Consider the following 17,323-nt stretch of genomic DNA (forward strand, 5'->3'; position numbering starts at 1 on the left):
CCCAGCGACGACTACGCAGATGACAATCCGATACCTGACGCTGTCTGACAGGAACGGGCGATAGCCTCCCGCCGGAAGGAGGCGATGCGATGCGGTACGTGGCGCTGCTGCGCGGCATCAACGTCAGCCCCGCCACCACGGTGGCGATGGCCGATCTGCGGGCACTGCTGGAACGGCTCGGATACGGGAACGCGCGCACGCACCTGCGCAGCGGGAACGCGCTGTTCACGGCGGACGGGGACGCCGAGTCGATCTCCGCCGCGATCGGGCGCGGGCTTCAGGAGGAGCTCGGCCTGTCCGCCGCCGTGATCGTCCGTACGGCCGAGCAGCTTCGCGCCGTGGTGGAGCGCAACCCCCTGGAGATCCGGGACCCCGCCCGGTTCGCCGTGGTCTTCCTGGCCCGGCCGCCGGACCGGGAGGGGCTGGCGAGCATCGATCCGGCGGCGTACGCCCCCGAGGAGATGCGGATGGGCGAGCGGGAGCTCTACGTCTACTTCCCGGACGGGCTGCGGCGTCCCAAGCTGCCGCCTCTCATGGAGAAGTACTCGACCGGCCCGGCGACCATGCGCAACTGGAACACCGTCACCCGCCTGCTCTCGCTCGCCGAGGACCTCTAGGAAACTCGGGTGACCGGGGCCGGAACGGCGCGTCACCATGATTGCGATGACGACACCGAACCAGCCGTACCGCTGGAACCTGATCCGGCCCGACCGGCTCGGCACCCTCCTCGACGGGCGCCCCGAGCCCGCCCTGCCTATTCGGACGACCTGGTCGAGTGCGGCGCGAAGATCCTGGCCCGCAGCGGGAACGGCGACGTGCACTTCGTTGGCCGTTCCGCCGACAGCGTCTTCGACCTGCTGTCCGGCGCGCTGTCGGCCACCTCGCGCCCGGACCGTGTGCGACTGCTGCCGTTCTCCTACCGGTTCGAGGAGCCGCTGCGGCCCCATGAGATCCGCCAGTTGCGCGTCAACCTCGCGGCCGCGGGCGTCAGCCCGCACGCCCTCGCCCGCCGCAGGCGGCCGATCGTGTTCGCCGACCTCGTTCACCGGGGATACACCTTCACCCACCTCTACGCGCTTCTGCGCGACTGGATCGACGACGAGCACGAGGCGTGGGACGTGATCCGGCTGAAGCTGCGCTTCCTCGGCGTCACCGAACGCCAGAAGACCAGCCCGAAGACATGGCGCTGGTGGCAGGACTGCGCCTGGACGGCGGAACTGCCCCGCAGCGGCGTCACCAATGTCTCCGTCGACCGCTTCGTCTGGTTCTACCTCGGCGACCATCAGCAGAAGCTGACGGCGTCCTTCCGCCGCACTCGCTGGGCCGACGAGACCGTCGCCCGGCCACGGCACGACAAGAAGACCCTGGACGCCCTGGCGCCACGCCGTCCGGCGGGGTTCACGCGGGACCCAGTAGGGTCGGTGTCCTGATGAGCGCCACTCTTGTCGCGAAGGAGCTCGCCGCCGGGCACGGCGAGCGCGTCCTGTTCGCGGATCTCGATCTGGTCGTCGCGCCCGGGGACGTCGTGGGGCTGGTGGGGGTGAACGGCGCCGGCAAGTCGACGCTGCTGCGCCTGCTGGCCGGCCTCGACGCGCCCGAGCACGGCGGCGTACGGCTCAGCCCGCCCACCGCCAACGTCGGGCATCTGCCACAGGAGCCGGAACGGCGGCCCGGTGAGACCGTCGCCGCCTTCCTCGCCCGTCGCACCGGGGTCGCCGCCGCGCAGCGGGCCCTCGACGCGGCCACCGAGGCGCTCGTGGGCGGCGATCCCGGCGACGCGTACGCCGAGGCCCTCGACCGCTGGCTCGCCCTCGGCGGCGCCGACCTGGAGGAGCGGGCCGCGGAGGTGGCGGCCGACCTCGGGCTCATGGTCGGCCTGGAACAGGAGATGACGTCCCTGTCCGGCGGCCAGGCGGCCCGGGTGGGGCTGGCCTCGCTGCTGCTCAGCCGTTACGACGTGTTCCTGCTCGACGAGCCCACCAACGACCTCGACCTCGACGGCCTGGACCGGCTCGAACGCTTCGTGACGGGACTGCGCGCCGGGACCGTGGTCGTCAGCCACGACCGCGAGTTCCTCGCCCGTACGGTCAACAGGGTGGTCGAGCTCGACCTGGCCCAGTGGCAGGTCCGTGCGTACGGCGGCGGGTACGACGCCTACCTGGAGGAGCGCGAGGTCGCCCGCAGGCACGCGCGCGAGCAGTACGAGGAGTACGCCGACACCAGGGCGTCCCTGGAGGCCCGCGCCCGGGCCCAGCGCGCCTGGATGGAGAAGGGCGTCAAGAACGCGCGCCGCAAGGCCCCCGACGGCGACAAGATCGGGCGGAAGTTCCGCACCGAGGCGACCGAGAAGCAGGCGGCCAAGGCCCGGCAGACCGAGAGGCTGATCGAGCGGCTGGATGTCGTCGAGGAGCCGCGCAAGGAGTGGGAGCTGCGGATGGAGATCGCCGCCGCGCCCCGCTCCGGGGCCGTGGTCGCGACGCTGCGCGGCGCGCTCGCGCGACGTGGCGGCTTCACGCTCGGGCCCGTCGACCTGCAGATCGACTGGGCGGACCGGGTCGCGATCACCGGTGCGAACGGCTCGGGCAAGAGCACCCTGCTCGGCGTGCTGCTCGGCCGGATCCCCCTCGACGAGGGGACGGCGGCGCTCGGTCCCGGTGTGGTGGTCGGCGAGGTCGACCAGGCCCGCGCCCTGTTCGAGGGCGACGAGCCGCTGCTCGGCGCGTTCGGCGCGCTCGTCGACCTGCCGCCCGCCGACGTCCGCACGGTGCTGGCCAAGTTCGGCCTGCGGGCCGACCACGTGCTCCGCCCGGCGGCCACGTTGTCGCCGGGTGAGCGAACGAGGGCGGCCCTCGCCCTCCTGCAGGCCCGAGGGGTCAACCTGCTCGTCCTGGACGAGCCCACCAACCATCTCGACCTTCCGGCGATCGAACAGCTGGAGTCCGCGCTCGACTCGTACACGGGGACCCTGCTGCTCGTCACCCACGACCGGCGCATGCTGAAGGCCGTCCACACGACACGCCGATTGGTCGTCGAGGCCGGCCGCGTCCACGAAGGCTGAAAGCCCGGTCACGTACGCGCTTGCGCCGATGCGCGGCCCAAAACGACCGGTCATATCTCGTTCTCGCCAGATAGATCGCGCGATGTCACCATGTGGGAATGAGGGGCTGGGCCGGCTGGCGCCGCGTCGTGCTGCCCGCCGCAGGAGTGGTCGCGGTCGCCGGGATCGGCTATGGGCTCACCGCGCTCTCCGAGTCGGACGCGGCGGTCAACTGGGCACAGCTCGCCAGCGTGGCCCTCGGTGTTTTCGCGCTCGTCCCTCCCCTGGTCAGCACCTGGCGACGGCGGCAGCCGGGCGGCACGAGCACGATCGAGCAGATCGATCGTGCCGAGCGGACGCTGCGGGTGCTCGTGCACGAGCAGTGGCGCGAGGAGATCGCGATGCGCGATCTCGACGAGCCGGCCCGGCTGCCGGTCCGCTGGAGGATCTCCGGTCTCGACGTGATGGACCAGGACGAGCGCGTCGACGGGCTGCGGCTGCTGCGCTCGTGGTTCGGCTTCGGGCGGGTGCGCTTCGAGGGGCGCACCGACCGGATGCCGGAGATCGCCGGCCGGTTCCGCAAGCTCGCCCGGCGCAGGCTGGTGATCCTCGGCGAGGCCGGCATGGGCAAGACGACGCTGGCCGTGCTCCTGCTCAGGGAGCTGCTGATGGAGCCGCAGCCCGGCGATCCGGTCCCCGTGCTGCTGTCGATGTCCGGGTGGGATCCGGCGGCCGAGCCCGTCCACCGGTGGCTGGGCAGGCGGCTGAGGGAGAACTACCCGGCGCTGCGCGCCCCCGAGCTGGGTCCGGACGCGGCTCGTGGACTGGTCACCTATCGCCGGATCCTCCCGGTCCTGGACGGCCTGGACGAGTTGCCCGACGCGGTGCGGCCGAAGGTGATCAACGCGCTGAACGCCGCCTCGGCCGTCGAGTCGCTCATCCTCACCTGCCGCACGGCCGAGTACGTGACGGCCGTCAACCTCCGCGACGGCGCCGCGCTCGCCGGCGCGGCCGTCATCGAGCCGAGGCCCGTGAAGAGCGCGGACGTCATCTCGTACCTCCGCGACCGGCTCGCTCCCGGGCAACGGCCCGACTGGATCGGCCTGCTGTCCGCGGTGAAGGCCGACCCGGACGGCCCGCTGCCCGAGGCCCTCTCCACGCCGCTTGTCGTGTGGCTGCTGCACAAGGTGTACGTCGAGACCCGCGCGAACCCCGCCCCGCTGTACGACACCGAGCGCTTCCCGACGGCGGCCGCCGTCACCGACCACCTGCTCGACAACCTCGTTCAGGCGAGCTTCGCGGCCACGCCGCCCGACGACGATCCCAACGAACGGCACGAGCACGACCACCCGTTCCGTTCACAGCGGACGTGGGATCCGGACGAGGCCCGCCGGTGGCTGTCGTTCGTCGCCCATCACATGTCGGCGATCGGCACCAGGGACTTCCACTGGTGGCACCTCCACCGTGCGATCTCACGACGCTGGAGCATTCTCGTCGGAGGCGTGACCATCGGACTGTCCGTCGGCGTCACCGTGGGACTGACCAGCGACGCCGTGGTGGCGCTGCGCAGCCCGCACGAAGGCAGCCTCCGGGACGCGCTCCTGTTCGGTCTCGCCGGGGGACCGGTGGGCGGGCTCGTCGGGGGCCTCACCGGCGGGCTCATCCTGGAGCGTCTGAAGGGCTCCACGTTGGAGCCGGCGTACGCCAACCTGCGCTGGCGCGGCAATGCCGGCCGGCTCGCCGGGCAGCTCACGCTCGGGCTGGTCACGGTGCTCCCGGTCGGCATGATCGCGGCGTTTGCGCTGTGGCGGGTCGCGGGGATGTCCTCGCGGGTCGACGGCCTGATCCCCTATGCGCTCGTCATCGGCGCCATCGGCGGTCTCACTCTCGGGCTCAACAAGTGGGTGACGACCCCCCTCACCAACGACCGGCCGCAGGGCCCGCTGATCACGCTGCGGCGGGACATCCAGCTCGTATACGGGCGTTCCCTCACCTTCGGGCTGGCGCTGGGCCTCGCGTTCGGCTTCGCCGGGACGCTCGTGGACGGTTTCTCCGGGCTGCTGCGCGGCGCCGAGGCCGGGGTCGCCTTCGGGCTCGCGGGCGGTGTCGTGTTCACGCTCACGTTCGGGTTCACGGGAGCCAGCTCCATCTACCTCGTCGCCGTCGCCATGCTCCGCGCCCGCGGACGGATCCCGCTACGGCTGATGAGCCTTCTGGAGGACGCCCATCGCGTCGGGCTGCTCCGCCAGGTGGGACCCGTGTACCGGTTCCGGCACGAGAAGCTGCAGGACCGTCTGGCCCACCTTCACGCTCACAGCGATCGGTCTGAGCCGAAATAGCGGGCCACGACCCGCGTGTGCAGCGGGAACGCCAGCTCCTGAGGGCCGTCGATCACCAGCCACTCGCTGGTCTCCGCGGTGCGCGCGACCGGCGGGAGGGCGTCCGCGGTCGTACGCGCCCCGAGGCCGAAGATCAGCACGGTGCCGTCGGGCGCGCTGACCGCGTCGAGCAGCCGGATGCCGGCCGCGTCGGCCACGACGCCCGTCTCCTCGCGGAGTTCCCGTACGGCGGCCTGCTGCCAGGACTCGCCGACGTCGACGAAGCCGCCGGGGAGGGCGAGCAGGCCGCGGTGCGGCTCGACGTCCCGGCGGACGACGAGAAGGCCGTCGTTCACCGGAAGCACCATGACCGCGACCGGCAGGGGGTTGAGGTAGCTGGTGTTGCCGCACTCCTGACAGGTCCTCGGCCAGGGCAGGCCGGGCGCGTAGGCCGCTCCACAGAAGGAACAGTGGGAGTTCCTGATCGCCACGATCGCGAGGGTAGCAGTGCCCGAAAGCGGACGCTGGGCGCGACGGTCGGCTCAGGTGCCGATCCTGGGGTGGCCGGCGTCGTCCGGGTGCGACGACGGCTCGTGGTGCCGGAGCCATGAGCCGGCTCAGGGGAGCATGGGGAGGATCACGGCCGAGGGATGGCGGGGGTCGTGCAGGATCTCCTGGTCCGAGGCGACCATGGGGGTGCCGGCCGTCAGCGGCGCGCCGGTGCCCGGGTTGCGCGCGATGCGGGGGTAGGCCCCGCTCGCCACCTGCACCCGGACGCGGTGGCCGCGGCGGAACCGGTGACCCATCGGCCACAGGTCGATCTCCACCCGGCGCACGCCGTCCTCGTCGGCCGGCAGCTGCGGCGTCAGCCGGCGCACGCCCTCGCAGACGTTCATCGACGCGCCGTCGGGGTGCACGTCGCACACCCGCACGACGAAGTCCGTGTGTTCCCTGCTGGTACGCACGAACAGCTCGGCGCTCACCGGGCCGATCATGTCGGTGTCCCGGTCGAGCGCCTCCGAGGTGTACACGAGCACGTCACGCCGGGCCTCCAGCCGCCGGTTGTCCCTCGGCTCGGAGTTGCCGATCAGCACCGGGCCGCCGATCACCGGCGTCGGGTGCGCGGGGTCGTAGCGGTAACGGTCCGGTTCGCCGCCCGCCGGGTTGTCCGGAGACAGGGCGAAGCCCGGCTGCAGGTGCCAGCGCTCGCGCCGCATGCCGGGCGGGGGCCAGTCCGGTTCGTCCCGCCACCGGCCCGCGCCGGTGACGTACAGGCGGACGGGGGAGTGGCGCAGCCCCGAGGGGTCGCCGAGCAGGTGGGCGCGGAACCACGCCAGGGCGTCGGCGTTGGCCGCCCGCCCGTGGCGGATGTCGGCGTGGTACCACGGCCCGATCGTGAGGTGGGGCCGCCGCCCGGCCGCCCGCAGCGCCGCGTAGTCCTTGAGCTGCCAGGGCAGGAACACGTCATACCAGCCGCCGGTCATCGTGATCTCGGCGCCGACCTCCCCAACCGACGCGGAGAAGTCCCTCTTGTCCCAGTACGTGCAGAGGGCCTCGCCGTGGTGGGCCACCAGTTCCCGGAAGAAAGGCAGCGGCCTGCCCGCCGACAGCACGTCGAGCTCGGGCAGCGGGTGGCCCGACAGGCCCGACAGCACGGCCCGCCGCGTGCGCCGGGGCGCCGTGAACGCGGCCATGCCGCTCAGCCTGCCCTCCAGATGCGCGGTGAGCGTCGTCCAGATCAGCGTGGACTCCAGCGCGAACGACCCGCCGACGTACGCGGCGTCGCGGAAGCACGAGGCGGTCACCTGGACGGCCATCGCCCGCAGGTCGGGGGTCTGCGCCGCGATCGCCCACTGGGTGTAGCCCAGGTAGGAGGGCCCGTGCATGGCGAAGCCGCCGCCGTACCACGACTGCGCCCGCATCCACTCGACCGTCGCCAGGCCGTCCTCCTGCTCGTGGACCAGGGGATCGAGCCGGCCGCCCGAGCCGAAACCGCCCCGGCAGCTCTGCAGCACGACCTGGAACCCGTGCCGGGCGAAGGTCCAGCCGTACATCCAGCCGACCACGCCGCCCCGCCCGTACGGCGTGCGGATCAGGATCGTCGGCGGCCGGTCGGCGCCCACCGGGGTGTAGTGGTCGGCCAGGAGGGTCACGCCGTCCGGCATCGGCACGGGCACGTCGCGGCGCACCCGGACCCGGTGGCCCGGCGGACCGCTCGGGCCTCGCGGCCCCCCCGGTCCGCCCGATCCCTCCGGGACGCCGCGGTGCGATGGCAGTCCGGCCGGCACGCGGACCATGACGCTCCTCCTTTTCCGGCCCGGGCCGCGTCGCGCGCCCGGCCGAGAGTGGAGTTCCGACCAGTAACAGAATATCTATCCGGTGCTCGCGCTTCCAGCGGCGTCGCGTTGCATGATCGCGGCTCCCGCGGCTACCCTTACCGCATGCGAACTCTCGCACCCTCCCAGTGGTGGCGCCGCTAGCAGGCGGCGTTTTCGCATTCTTATTGGAGACCGGCCGCCCCGTGAGAGGCGGCCTTCTGTATGTCCGCCCCGGGGCATACGTAAAAAGGGGCGTGCACAGTGGAGATCAGCGGATATACCACGGCCGGCGGCATCGCGGTCGAGCGCCGGGTACGCGAGGTGCCCGAGGAGGCGCTGGAGGAGATCGTCACGTCGCTGGGGGAGCGGCGCGGCGGCGCCTTCTCCTCCGGCATGGACTACCCGGGCCGTTACAGCAGATGGGCCTTCGGCTACGTCGACCCCTGCCTGGAGATCGTGGCGCGCGGCCGGCGGATATCCGCCCGGGCGCTCAACGAGCGCGGCGAGGTCGTGCTGCCCGCCGTCGCCTCCTGCCTGCTGGCCGCGGGCAAGCCGGACAATGAGCCGACCCCCGGCTACGTCGAGGTGCACGTCGCCGAGTCCGAGGACCTGCTGCCCGAGGAGATGCGCAGCCGCCGTCCCACCGTCTTCACCGCCATCCGCGAGATCATCGCGGCCTTCCGGTCCGACGACCCGCACCTCGGCCTGTACGGCGCCTTCGGCTACGACCTGGCGTTCCAGTTCGAGCCGATCCGCTACCGCCTGACCCGGCCCGGCGACCAGCGCGACCTGGTGCTGCACCTGCCCGACCGGCTCGTCGTGATCGACCGGGTCCGCGAGACCAGCGTGGAGCACTGCTACGAGTTCACCGTGGACGGCGTCTCCACCGGTGGCCTGGAGCGCACCGGCGAGGCGGTCCCCCTGGTCACGCCCCGCGAGATCCCGCCGGACCCGGTGCGGGGGACCTACGCCGACGTCGTCGCCAAGGCCAAGGAGAAGTTCCAGCGAGGCGACCTGTTCGAGGTCGTCCCCGGCCAGATCTTCCACGGCGCCTGCACCGACCCCGCCGCCTTCTACCGGTCGCTGCGCACGGAGAACCCCGCGCCGTACGAGTTCCTGCTCAACCTCGGCGACGGCGAGCACCTGGTCGGCGCCTCGCCCGAAATGTACGTCCGGGTGAGCGGTGACCGGGTCGAGACCTGCCCGATCTCCGGCACGATCGCCCGGGGGGCCAACCCGGTCGAGGACGCAGAGGCCATCCGCACGCTCCTGTCCAGCGTGAAGGAGGAGTCGGAGCTGACCATGTGCACGGACGTGGACCGCAACGACAAGTCGCGCATCTGCGTCCCGGGCAGCGTCCGGGTGATCGGCCGCCGCCAGATCGAGATGTACTCCCGGCTGATCCACACCGTCGACCACATCGAGGGCCGGCTGCGCCCCGAGTTCGACGCCCTCGACGCGTTCCTCACCCATATGTGGGCCGTCACCGTCACCGGCGCCCCCAAGGCGTGGGCCATGCAGTTCATCGAGGACCACGAGGAGACCACGCGGCGCTGGTACGGCGGCGCCGTCGGCTTCATCGGCTTCGACGGCTCGATGAACACCGGCCTGACCCTGCGCACCGCGCAGATCCGCGAGGGCGTCGCCACCGTGCGGGCCGGGGCCACGCTGCTGTACGACTCCGACCCCGAGGCCGAGGAGCGGGAGACCGAGCTCAAGGCCAGCGCCCTCCTCGGCGCGCTCGCCGCGGCCGCCCGCCCCCGGGACGAGGCGCGGGCGGAGCCCAGGGCCGACCTGCCGGGCGAGGGCCACCGCGTGCTGCTCGTGGACCACGAGGACTCCTTCGTCAACACCCTCGCCGACTACTTCCGCCAGCAGGGCGCCTCGGTGGTCACGCTGCGGCACGGCTTCCCGCTGGACAAGCTCGACGAGATCGCGCCCACGCTCGTCGTGCTGTCGCCCGGCCCCGGCTGGCCGTCCGACTTCGGCTGCTCGGCGCTGATCGAGGCGCTGTACGCCAGGAGGCTGCCGGTGTTCGGGGTGTGCCTCGGCCTGCAGGCCATGGTCGAGCAGGCGGGCGGCACGCTCGAACTGCTGCCGTACCCGGAGCACGGCAAGCGCGGCCGGGTCCGCCGCGAGGGCGACAGCGCGCTGCTCGACGGGCTGCCCGGCGAGTTCGTCGCGGCCCGCTACCACTCCCTGCACGCCAAGGAGCCGGGGGTCAGGGGTTTCCGGGTCACCGCGTCCACCCAGGACGGCGCGGCCATGGCGATCGAGGACACCGACAACCTGCGTTTCGGCGTGCAGTTCCACCCCGAGTCGATCCTGACCACGCAGGGCGGCGCCGGGGCGAGGATCATCGCGAACGTCCTGCGGCTTTGCGCGCGCCATGACTGAGTAAAGAGCCGGTCGGGGGAGGCGCCGGCGCGGCGGGGGAGCCGTAGAGTCCACTGCCGTGCCGGAGCCGAGACCCGACGAACTGCTGCCCGTTCCCCTGCCCGACGCGGTGCGGGCGGCCCTGCTCGCGCCCATGGTGGACCAGCACTGTCACGGCGTGCGCCGCGACGACACCACCAGGTCGGGGTTCGAGCAGCTCATCGGCGCGGGCGGCACACCGGCGCCGCCGGGGACCACGCACTTCGACACCCCGGCAGGCGCGGCGATCCGCCGCTGGTGCGCGCCCGTCCTCGGCCTGGAGCCGCACGCCTCGGCCACCGTCTACCTGTCGCGCCGCGCCGAGCTCGGCGCGGCCGAGGTCAACCGGCGGCTGCTGCGCGGCGCCGGGGTGTCGGCCTTCCTGGTCGACGCGGGGCTCGACGTCCCCGGGGTGCTCTCGCCCGCCGAGATGGGCCGGCTCGGCGCGGCCGCCGCCGACGAGATCGTCCGGCTGGAGCAGGTCGAGCAGGACGTCGCCGAGGCCGGGCTGCCCGCCGCCGACTACGCCGGGATGCTGCGGGACGAGCTGGCGGCGCGCGCGGCCCGGGCCGCCGCGCTCAAGTCCGTCGCGGCGCACCGCTGCGGCCTCGGCTTCGACCCCTCCCGGCCCTCCCGCGGCAGCGTGATCGCGGCGGCCGGCCGCAGGCTCGCCGACCCCAAGGCCCGCCTTGACGACCCCGTCCTCGTACGGCACCTGCTCTGGGCGGCGGTCGACGTCGCCAGGGAGCGGAGCCTGCCGCTGCAGTTCCACTGTGGTCTGTCCTGCTGGGGTATGTCCGGCACGGGCCCGGGCGACGCCGGGGTCGCCGGCCACCTGGCCGATCCCGCGCTGCTGACGGGGTTCGTGCGCGCCCTCGCCCCGCTCGGGGTGCCGGTCGTCCTGCTGCACTGCTACCCCTACCACCGGCAGGCGGCGTACCTGGCGGGCGTCTTCCCGCACGTGTACGTCGACGCGGGGCCCGCCGTCGCGCACACCGCCGCGGGCTCCGCCCACGTCCTGCGCGAGCTGCTCGAACTCGTCCCGTTCCACAAGCAGATGTACGGCTCCGGCTGTCACGGCGCCGCCGAGCTGTGCTTCCTGGCCGCGCTCTGCCACCGCCGGGGCTTGGCCCGTGTGCTCGGCGACCGGATCGCCGAGGGCGAGTGGAGCCCGGCCGACGCGGCCCGGATCGCCCACATGATCGGCGCGGGCAACGCCCGCCGCGTTTACCGCCTCTGACGCTCTGGATCGGTCCAAGCCGAAATGATCCTCCTTTATGAGGATGATTTGCTATCTACGGCTACGGAATAATCGCGCCCGATGGCTGCTATAGAGATAAAAAATTTGATTAAGTCGTTCGGGCCGGTGAAGGCCGTGGACGGCGTTTCGTTCAGCGTGGAGGCCGGATCCGTCACCGGATATCTCGGCCCCAACGGAGCCGGTAAGACGACGACGCTCCGCTCCCTGCTCGGCCTGGTGACGCCCGACTCGGGTGAGGCGCTGGTGAACGGCGAGCGCTACGGCACGCGCCCCCGTCCGGTGACCGAGGTCGGCGCCGTGCTCGAGGCCACGAGCTTCCACCCCGGCCGGACCGCCCGCAACCACCTGCGCGTCCTCTGCACGGCGGCCGGGCTGCCCGACGCCCGCGCCGACGAGGCGCTCGAACAGGTCGGCCTCGTGGACGCCGCGGACAAGCGCGTGGCCGGTTACTCGCTGGGCATGCGGCAGCGGCTCGCGCTCGCCTCGGCCCTGCTCGGCCGGCCCCGGGTGTACATCCTGGACGAGCCCGCCAACGGCCTCGACCCGGCGGGCATCGAGTGGCTGCGCGGGTTCCTGCGCCACCTCGCCCACGACGAGGGGGCGGCGGTGCTCGTCTCCAGCCACGTGCTGGCGGAGGTCGAGCAGACCGTCGACAACGTCGTGATCATCGCCAGGGGCCGCCTGGTCCGCCAGGGAAGCCTCGCCGAGCTCACCAGCAACGGAGGAGAGGTGACCCGGGTGCGCACCGCCCAGGCCGCCGACCTCGTCCCCGCGCTGGAGGCGGCGGGCGCCGCGATCGAACGCGTGGACGACGGCCTGCTGCGGGTGCGCGGGCTGGACGCCGAGACCATCGGCCGGGTCGCCATGGACCGGCGGATCGTGCTCACCGAGGTGGCGCAGGAGCGGTCCGACCTGCAGAAGGTCTTCCTCGACCTCACGGAGGGGCGATGAGTCACATCCCCGGCCTCGTCAGGGCCGAGCTGCGCAAGCTGTTCACCACCCGGCTGTGGTGGATCATGCTGATCGTCACGTTGCTGCTCGTCGGGGTGAGCCTGGGCTTCCTCATGGCGTTCGCGGGGGTGAGCCAGAACGGCAGCGCGCTGCCCGCGCTGGACACCGCGCAGTGGACGGAGATCGCCTGGGCCGGCGGATCCAGCGCCGGGATCTTCGTGATGATCCTCGGTGTCGTCATGATGACCTCCGAGTACCGCTACCAGACGATCACCGGAACCTTCCTCGTCACCCCCCGGCGGGGCCTGGTGATCGTCGCCAAGCTGGTGGCCGGGCTGATCGTGGGGGCGCTGTTCGGCCTGGCCGTGCTGGTCTTCCAGGCGGTGACGGTGATCCCGGCCGTGACGCTCGCCGGAGGCGAGTTCTCGCTGTCGGCCTCGCGGGTCCCGCAGATCAGCGTCGGCATCCTCGCGACCCTGGCGTTGTACGCGCTGTTCGGCATCGGCCTGGGGGCGCTCGTCCGCAACCAGATCGCGGGCATCGTGGCCGCCGTGGTCTGGTCGTACGTGGTCGAGAGCATCTTCACGGCGATCCCGGCGCTGCACGGCGTGGGCAAGTGGCTGCCGGCCGGCGCGGCCCAGGCGCTGATGAGCATCGACGTGGACACCGGCCTGGGCCGGCCCGAGTGGCTGCCCGCCTGGGCGGGCGCCCTCGTCCTGGTCGCCTACGGCCTGCTGTTCGCCGCGGTGGCCACCGCCACCACGGTCCGCCGCGACATCACCTGACCTGTTCACAGCAGAGGGCGACCCCCGGACTCCCGGTTGGCCGGGTCATCTGACCCGGCTGATCGGGGGCCGGGTCGCGATCGTGGGCCCGAGCTGGTTTGCTTGGACGGTCACCAATCGGCACCACTTCACGGGGATTGTGCATGCGCAGCGTCGAGCCCGAGGTCTTCCTCGTCGCCAAACCGTCCGTCGACTACGACGAGCTGGCCCGCTACCTCCACGAGATCGGCGGGGAGAGCTGGCTGGAACGGCTGGAGCGCGGCGAGTTCGACGCCCAGAACCTCGCCGAGTTCGCCGGGCGGCTGTGCTACCGGTCGTTCGAGCCGGGGCTGAACCCGAACGTCACGAGGGTGCGCACCGACCAGGAGGCGTACCTGCGCAACATCCTCGCGTCCGCGCACGGCAGCGTGCTGGAGCACATCAGCTTCAGCTTCGTGCTGCACAACGTCTCACGGGTGTTCACCCACGAGCTGGTGCGGCACCGGCCCGGGGTGGCGATCTCGCAGGAGTCGCTGCGGTTCGTCCGGCTGAGCGACATCCCGTTCTGGTTCCCCGAGTGGGCGCGTGAGGACGCCGAGCTGATGAAGCGGGCGACCGAGATGCTCGACCGGATGGAGGAGTTCCAGAACTGGATGGCGGGCCACTTCGGGCTGGACGAGGACGGCGTGCCGTTCGCGGAGAAGAAGCACCGCACCTCGTTCATGCGCCGCTTCGCGCCCGAGGGCGTCGCGACGGGCCTGGTCTGGACGGCCAACGTGCGCACCCTGCGGCACACGATCGAGGCCCGTACGGCCGTCGGCGCCGAGGAGGAGATCCGCGTCGTCTTCGGCCGGATCGGGGAGATCATGCGGGAGGAGGCCCCGGCGCTGTTCGGCGACTACGTGGTCGAGGACGGCGCCTGGGTCCCCGGGTACCGCAAGGTCTGATCCGGCGCGGTCGCCCGGAGAGGGCGGCCGCGGGGCCGCGCCGGCGGGTCAGAGAACGGCGGCCCGCACGCACAGCACGTCCGGCAGGTGGCGGGCGATCAGCGACCAGCTCTCGCCCGCGTCGGCCGAGCCGTACACCTCGCCGTCCCGGGTGCCGAAGAACACGCCGGCGGGCCCGGCGCACATCGCGTCCCTGAGCACCGAGGCGTGCAGCGGGCCCTCGGGCAGCCCGGCGGAGAAGCCCTGCCAGGTGGCCCCGGCGTCGTCGCTGCGGAACACCTGGTACCGGTGGCCGAGCGGCGTCCGGTCGACGTCGCCGTGCAGCGGGAAGACGTACAGCCTGTCGGGGTCGTCCGGGTCCACGGCGATCGGGAACCCGAAGTCGGAGGGCAGGCCGGACCCGATCTCGGTCCAGGAGTCGCCGAAGTCGTCGGACCGGTAGACCCCGAAGTGGTGCTGCAGGTAGAGCCGCTCGGGCGCGGCGGGATGCTGCGCCACCTTGTGCACGCACTGCCCGAACTCGGGATACTGCGCGCCTTCCGGGAGGAACGGGGCGCGGATGTTCTTGTTGGACGGCCGCCAGGTGGCCCCCGCGTCGTCGCTGCGGAAGAACCCCACGGCGGAGGCGGCGACCCCGATACGCCGCGGGTCGCTGGGGTGGGGGATCACCGTGTGGAGGCACAGACCGCCGCCGCCAGGCTGCCACCGGGGCCGGGTGGGGTGGTCCCACAGGCCGTCGACCAGGGTGTAGGTCGCCCCGCGGTCCTCCGACCGGAACAGCGCGGCGGGCTCGGCGCCCGCCCACACGACGTCCGGCTCGGCCGGCGACGGCTGGAGCTGCCACACCCGGGCCAGCGCGGCCCCGGTGCGCTCGGGGAAGGCGACCGGCGGGGCCGGTGCCTCCTGCCACGTCTCGCCGAGGTCGTCGGACCACATCACCGACGGGCCGAAGTGGCCGTACTCGATCCCGGCGAGGAGACGGGGCGTGCTCCCGCGGGTGTCGATCGCGACCGAGTGGATCCCGATGGTGGAGAACCGCACCGGCTCGACCTCGAATCTCCCGTCTCCCGAGGAGCGTGCGAGGAACAGTCCCTTTCGGGTGCCGATGGCGAGCAGTGCGGTCATTGGTCCTCCCATGTGGCGATTTCGAGCGCGTTTTCGATTCGATCCTGCCAGGAAGCCCTCCTGTCCGCTCGCGGTTCCGGTCAAGCGGTGCTCTGGACCGGGTCGCGGTGGATCCGCGACAGCGGCACCCCCGAGCACTGGAGGCGCCGTACGGTCTCGTTCACCATCGTGGGCGGGCCGCAGACGTACGTCTCGTGGTCGGCCCAGGAGTGGAACCTCTCGACCACGTCGGGGAGCCGGCCGCGCATCCCGTCGAAAGCGGGGTCGTCGGAGACCACCGGAATCACCCGCAGCCAGGGGAAGGCGGCCTCCATCCTCGCCAGGTCCGGCATGTCGTACAGGTCGCGCGCGTGGCGGGCGCCGAACAGCAGGTGGATGTTCGGGCGGTCGCCGGAGGCGATGACGTGCTCGACGACGGCCTTGATCGGCGCGAGGCCGGTCCCCCCGGCGACGCAGAGGATGTCCCGGTCGGACTCGGGCGGCGTCATCGTGCCCACGGGCGGGCCCAGCAGGAGCTGGTCGCCGACGCGGGTGTGGCGGACCAGCGCCGTGCTCACCCAGCCGCCCGGCACGGCGCGCACGTGCAGGCGCAGCGTGCCGTCGGCGCGGGGCGCGTTCGCGATGGAGAACCGCCGCCACACCCGCGGCCACCTGGCCGTCTGGACCGTGACGTACTGGCCCGGGACGAAGTCCATGGGCTGCGAGGGCCGCAGCGTGAGCACCGAGATGTCCCGGGTGCGCTGCTCGTGGTCGATCACCTCGGCCAGCCACCAGGGCGGGGTCGTCTCGGCGGTGGCGGCGTCGATCATGATCTTCGCCGCCATGGCGTACGCCTCGGTCCAGGCGGCCTCGATCTCGTCCGTCCAGATGTCGGCGGCGAAATGCCTGATGGTGGCGAGAAGGGCGCTGCCCACGGCGGTGTAGTGCTCGGGGGACACGCCGTACTTGCGATGGTCCCGCCCGAGCTGGGCGAGATAGGACGCCAGCCCCTCGGGGCTGTCGAGCATCCAGACGACCCTGGTGAGCGCGTTGAAGAGCCGGTCGCGCTGCACCTCCATGCCCGGCGGGAACATCCCCCGCATGTGCGGGCAGTGGGTGAACAGCCGTCCGTAGAAGTACCCCGCGGCCTTCCCGGCGACGGGTTCGACGACCGAGAAGCTCTCCTTGACGAGGCGCGGATTCAGCGACATCAGTTGTGTCCCACCCTAGGGACCGGAATCGTGCTCCGGTCTGTCGATCCACCTCCCTGACGGTTCCGGGTGACGAGCGCCGGCGGCCCCGGCTCGACCGATCGCTCAACCGGGAGTGTTCCACTCGCTCCGGGGCGCGACAACCGATTCCCCGCAAGGCAACCGACTGTGAACACTTCGTTATTTATCGTGACGCGCAGGCTGTGACTGGTGTGACTGATGTGAAAAAAGACCACTAGAGGAAAGATCTGCGCCATGATGGGCCTGCCTGCTCGCACACCCCAGGAGATGGCCCATGGCGCGTCCCATCGTCGGCATCACCACCTACCTCGAGGCCGCGCGCTGGGGCACGTGGGTCCGTGAGGCGGCGGTCTCGCCCCGGGCGTACGCGCGCGCGGTGGAGAAGGCGGGCGGCGCGCCGGTCCTGCTGCCGCCACTGAGCCCGGTGTCCGCCGGTGACTACGTGCGCCGCCTGGACGCGGTCGTCCTCGCCGGGGGCGCCGAGGTCGACCCCGCGCTGTACGGCGAGGTTCCGGCCGACGAAGCGGACGACGGGCTCGGCGGGCCGCAGCCCCAGCGCGACCGGTTCGAGACGGCGCTGGCACAGGCGGCGGTGGAGGCGGACGTGCCGCTGCTGGCGATCTCACGGGGCATGCACGTGCTCAACGTCGCCCAGGGCGGCACGCTGATCACGTCGCTGCGGGAGGCCGTCGGCCACGACCGCCACGAGACCGCCGGGCACGTGGTCACGGTCAGCGTGTCGAGCAGGCTCGGCAAGGCCGTGGGCGACCGCGCGGAGGTGACCGGCGCGCACCGCAGGGCCGTCCGGCGGCTCGGCACCGGCCTGATCGCGGTGGCCTGGGCGGAAGACCAGATCGTCGAGGCCGTCGAACTGCAGGGGCACCGGTTCGCGGTCGGCGTCCAGTGGCACCCCGAGCGCGGCGCCGACAACCGCCTCGTCGAGGCGCTGGTGGACGCGGCCCGCCCCTGACCCCCG

14 protein-coding genes are annotated in these 17,323 nt (G+C 72.3%); 10 read left to right on the forward strand and 4 right to left on the reverse strand.

The genetic code is table 11. The features are described 5' to 3' along the window. The first annotated feature begins 89 nt into the window (after positions 1-89). The 4 genes from HHX41_RS18650 to HHX41_RS18665 all read left to right on the forward strand — a co-directional run bounded on the left by HHX41_RS18650 (position 90) and on the right by HHX41_RS18665 (position 5,376). Complete coding sequence (locus tag HHX41_RS18650; protein ID WP_182906984.1) at positions 90-617, forward strand: DUF1697 domain-containing protein; 528 nt, start codon at positions 90-92, stop codon at positions 615-617. Between the two features lie 198 nt (positions 618-815). Next, on the forward strand, positions 816-1,430 hold the full coding sequence (locus HHX41_RS18655) for a hypothetical protein (RefSeq protein WP_182906985.1): 615 nt from the start codon (positions 816-818) through the stop codon (positions 1,428-1,430). Next, entirely contained in the window at positions 1,430-3,058 is a 1,629-nt protein-coding gene (locus tag HHX41_RS18660; protein ID WP_182906986.1) for an ABC-F family ATP-binding cassette domain-containing protein, read from the forward strand. Before HHX41_RS18655 ends, HHX41_RS18660 begins: the two co-directional genes overlap by 1 nt. A 98-nt stretch (positions 3,059-3,156) precedes the next feature. Beyond that, on the forward strand, positions 3,157-5,376 hold the full coding sequence (locus tag HHX41_RS18665; RefSeq protein ID WP_182906987.1) for an NACHT domain-containing NTPase: 2,220 nt from the start codon (positions 3,157-3,159) through the stop codon (positions 5,374-5,376). Here the strand turns inward: HHX41_RS18665 and HHX41_RS18670 are convergent. Next, a complete protein-coding gene (locus HHX41_RS18670) occupies positions 5,349-5,846 on the reverse strand; it encodes an NUDIX domain-containing protein (RefSeq protein WP_182906988.1) in 498 nt (165 codons plus the stop codon). The genes HHX41_RS18665 and HHX41_RS18670 overlap by 28 nt on opposite strands. A 126-nt stretch (positions 5,847-5,972) precedes the next feature. Then, positions 5,973-7,652 (reverse strand): CocE/NonD family hydrolase, encoded by a 1,680-nt coding sequence (locus HHX41_RS18675; protein ID WP_182906989.1) that lies wholly within the window; start codon positions 7,650-7,652, stop codon positions 5,973-5,975. A 282-nt stretch (positions 7,653-7,934) separates the two neighbouring features. On the opposite strand from HHX41_RS18675, the gene HHX41_RS18680 reads away from it, so the two are divergent. From HHX41_RS18680 to thyX, 5 genes are all read left to right on the forward strand, one after another. Next, positions 7,935-10,070: an anthranilate synthase component I gene (locus HHX41_RS18680; RefSeq protein WP_182906990.1), complete on the forward strand. Its 2,136-nt coding sequence runs from the start codon at positions 7,935-7,937 to the stop codon at positions 10,068-10,070. A 58-nt stretch (positions 10,071-10,128) separates the two neighbouring features. Continuing rightward, positions 10,129-11,328, forward strand: a complete 1,200-nt coding sequence (locus HHX41_RS18685) for an amidohydrolase family protein (protein ID WP_310742054.1) — start codon at positions 10,129-10,131, stop codon at positions 11,326-11,328. An 81-nt stretch (positions 11,329-11,409) separates the two neighbouring features. Further along, a complete protein-coding gene (locus tag HHX41_RS18690) occupies positions 11,410-12,300 on the forward strand; it encodes an ABC transporter ATP-binding protein (protein ID WP_182906993.1) in 891 nt (296 codons plus the stop codon). Next, complete coding sequence (locus tag HHX41_RS18695) at positions 12,297-13,085, forward strand: ABC transporter permease (RefSeq protein ID WP_169984404.1); 789 nt, start codon at positions 12,297-12,299, stop codon at positions 13,083-13,085. The genes HHX41_RS18690 and HHX41_RS18695 overlap by 4 nt, the downstream gene beginning before the upstream one ends. Positions 13,086-13,228: 143 nt before the next feature. Beyond that, positions 13,229-14,011, forward strand: a complete 783-nt coding sequence (thyX, locus tag HHX41_RS18700; protein WP_169984403.1) for an FAD-dependent thymidylate synthase — start codon at positions 13,229-13,231, stop codon at positions 14,009-14,011. A 48-nt stretch (positions 14,012-14,059) separates the two neighbouring features. On the opposite strand, the gene HHX41_RS18705 is transcribed toward thyX, so the two are convergent. Further along, positions 14,060-15,136 carry an exo-alpha-sialidase gene (locus HHX41_RS18705; RefSeq protein WP_182906994.1) on the reverse strand — a complete coding sequence of 359 codons (1,077 nt, stop codon included), beginning with the start codon at positions 15,134-15,136 and terminating at the stop codon, positions 14,060-14,062. Positions 15,137-15,216: 80 nt separating this feature from the next. Then, a complete protein-coding gene (locus HHX41_RS18710; protein ID WP_169984401.1) occupies positions 15,217-16,326 on the reverse strand; it encodes a globin domain-containing protein in 1,110 nt (369 codons plus the stop codon). A 295-nt stretch (positions 16,327-16,621) separates the two neighbouring features. Between HHX41_RS18710 and HHX41_RS18715 the strand changes: the two genes are divergently transcribed. Beyond that, on the forward strand, positions 16,622-17,317 hold the full coding sequence (locus HHX41_RS18715; RefSeq protein WP_182906995.1) for a gamma-glutamyl-gamma-aminobutyrate hydrolase family protein: 696 nt from the start codon (positions 16,622-16,624) through the stop codon (positions 17,315-17,317). Positions 17,318-17,323: the final 6 nt, after the last annotated feature.

The sequence above is a fragment of the Microbispora sp. H13382 genome (assembly GCF_014161445.1).
Taxonomy (GTDB): Bacteria; Actinomycetota; Actinomycetes; order Streptosporangiales; family Streptosporangiaceae; genus Microbispora.

Excerpts from the sequence above, each read along its gene's own strand:
- HHX41_RS18710 (WP_169984401.1), bottom strand. The coding sequence starts at position 16,326 with ATGTCGCTGAATCCGCGCCTCGTCAAGGAGAGCTTCTCGGTCGTCGAA.
- HHX41_RS18715 (WP_182906995.1), top strand. The coding sequence starts at position 16,622 with ATGGCGCGTCCCATCGTCGGCATCACCACCTACCTCGAGGCCGCGCGC.
- HHX41_RS18695 (WP_169984404.1), top strand. The coding sequence starts at position 12,297 with ATGAGTCACATCCCCGGCCTCGTCAGGGCCGAGCTGCGCAAGCTGTTC.
- HHX41_RS18660 (WP_182906986.1), top strand. The coding sequence starts at position 1,430 with ATGAGCGCCACTCTTGTCGCGAAGGAGCTCGCCGCCGGGCACGGCGAG.
- HHX41_RS18665 (WP_182906987.1), top strand. The coding sequence starts at position 3,157 with ATGAGGGGCTGGGCCGGCTGGCGCCGCGTCGTGCTGCCCGCCGCAGGA.
- HHX41_RS18705 (WP_182906994.1), bottom strand. The coding sequence starts at position 15,136 with ATGACCGCACTGCTCGCCATCGGCACCCGAAAGGGACTGTTCCTCGCA.
- HHX41_RS18690 (WP_182906993.1), top strand. The coding sequence starts at position 11,410 with ATGGCTGCTATAGAGATAAAAAATTTGATTAAGTCGTTCGGGCCGGTG.
- thyX (WP_169984403.1), top strand. The coding sequence starts at position 13,229 with ATGCGCAGCGTCGAGCCCGAGGTCTTCCTCGTCGCCAAACCGTCCGTC.
- HHX41_RS18675 (WP_182906989.1), bottom strand. The coding sequence starts at position 7,652 with ATGGTCCGCGTGCCGGCCGGACTGCCATCGCACCGCGGCGTCCCGGAG.
- HHX41_RS18650 (WP_182906984.1), top strand. The coding sequence starts at position 90 with ATGCGGTACGTGGCGCTGCTGCGCGGCATCAACGTCAGCCCCGCCACC.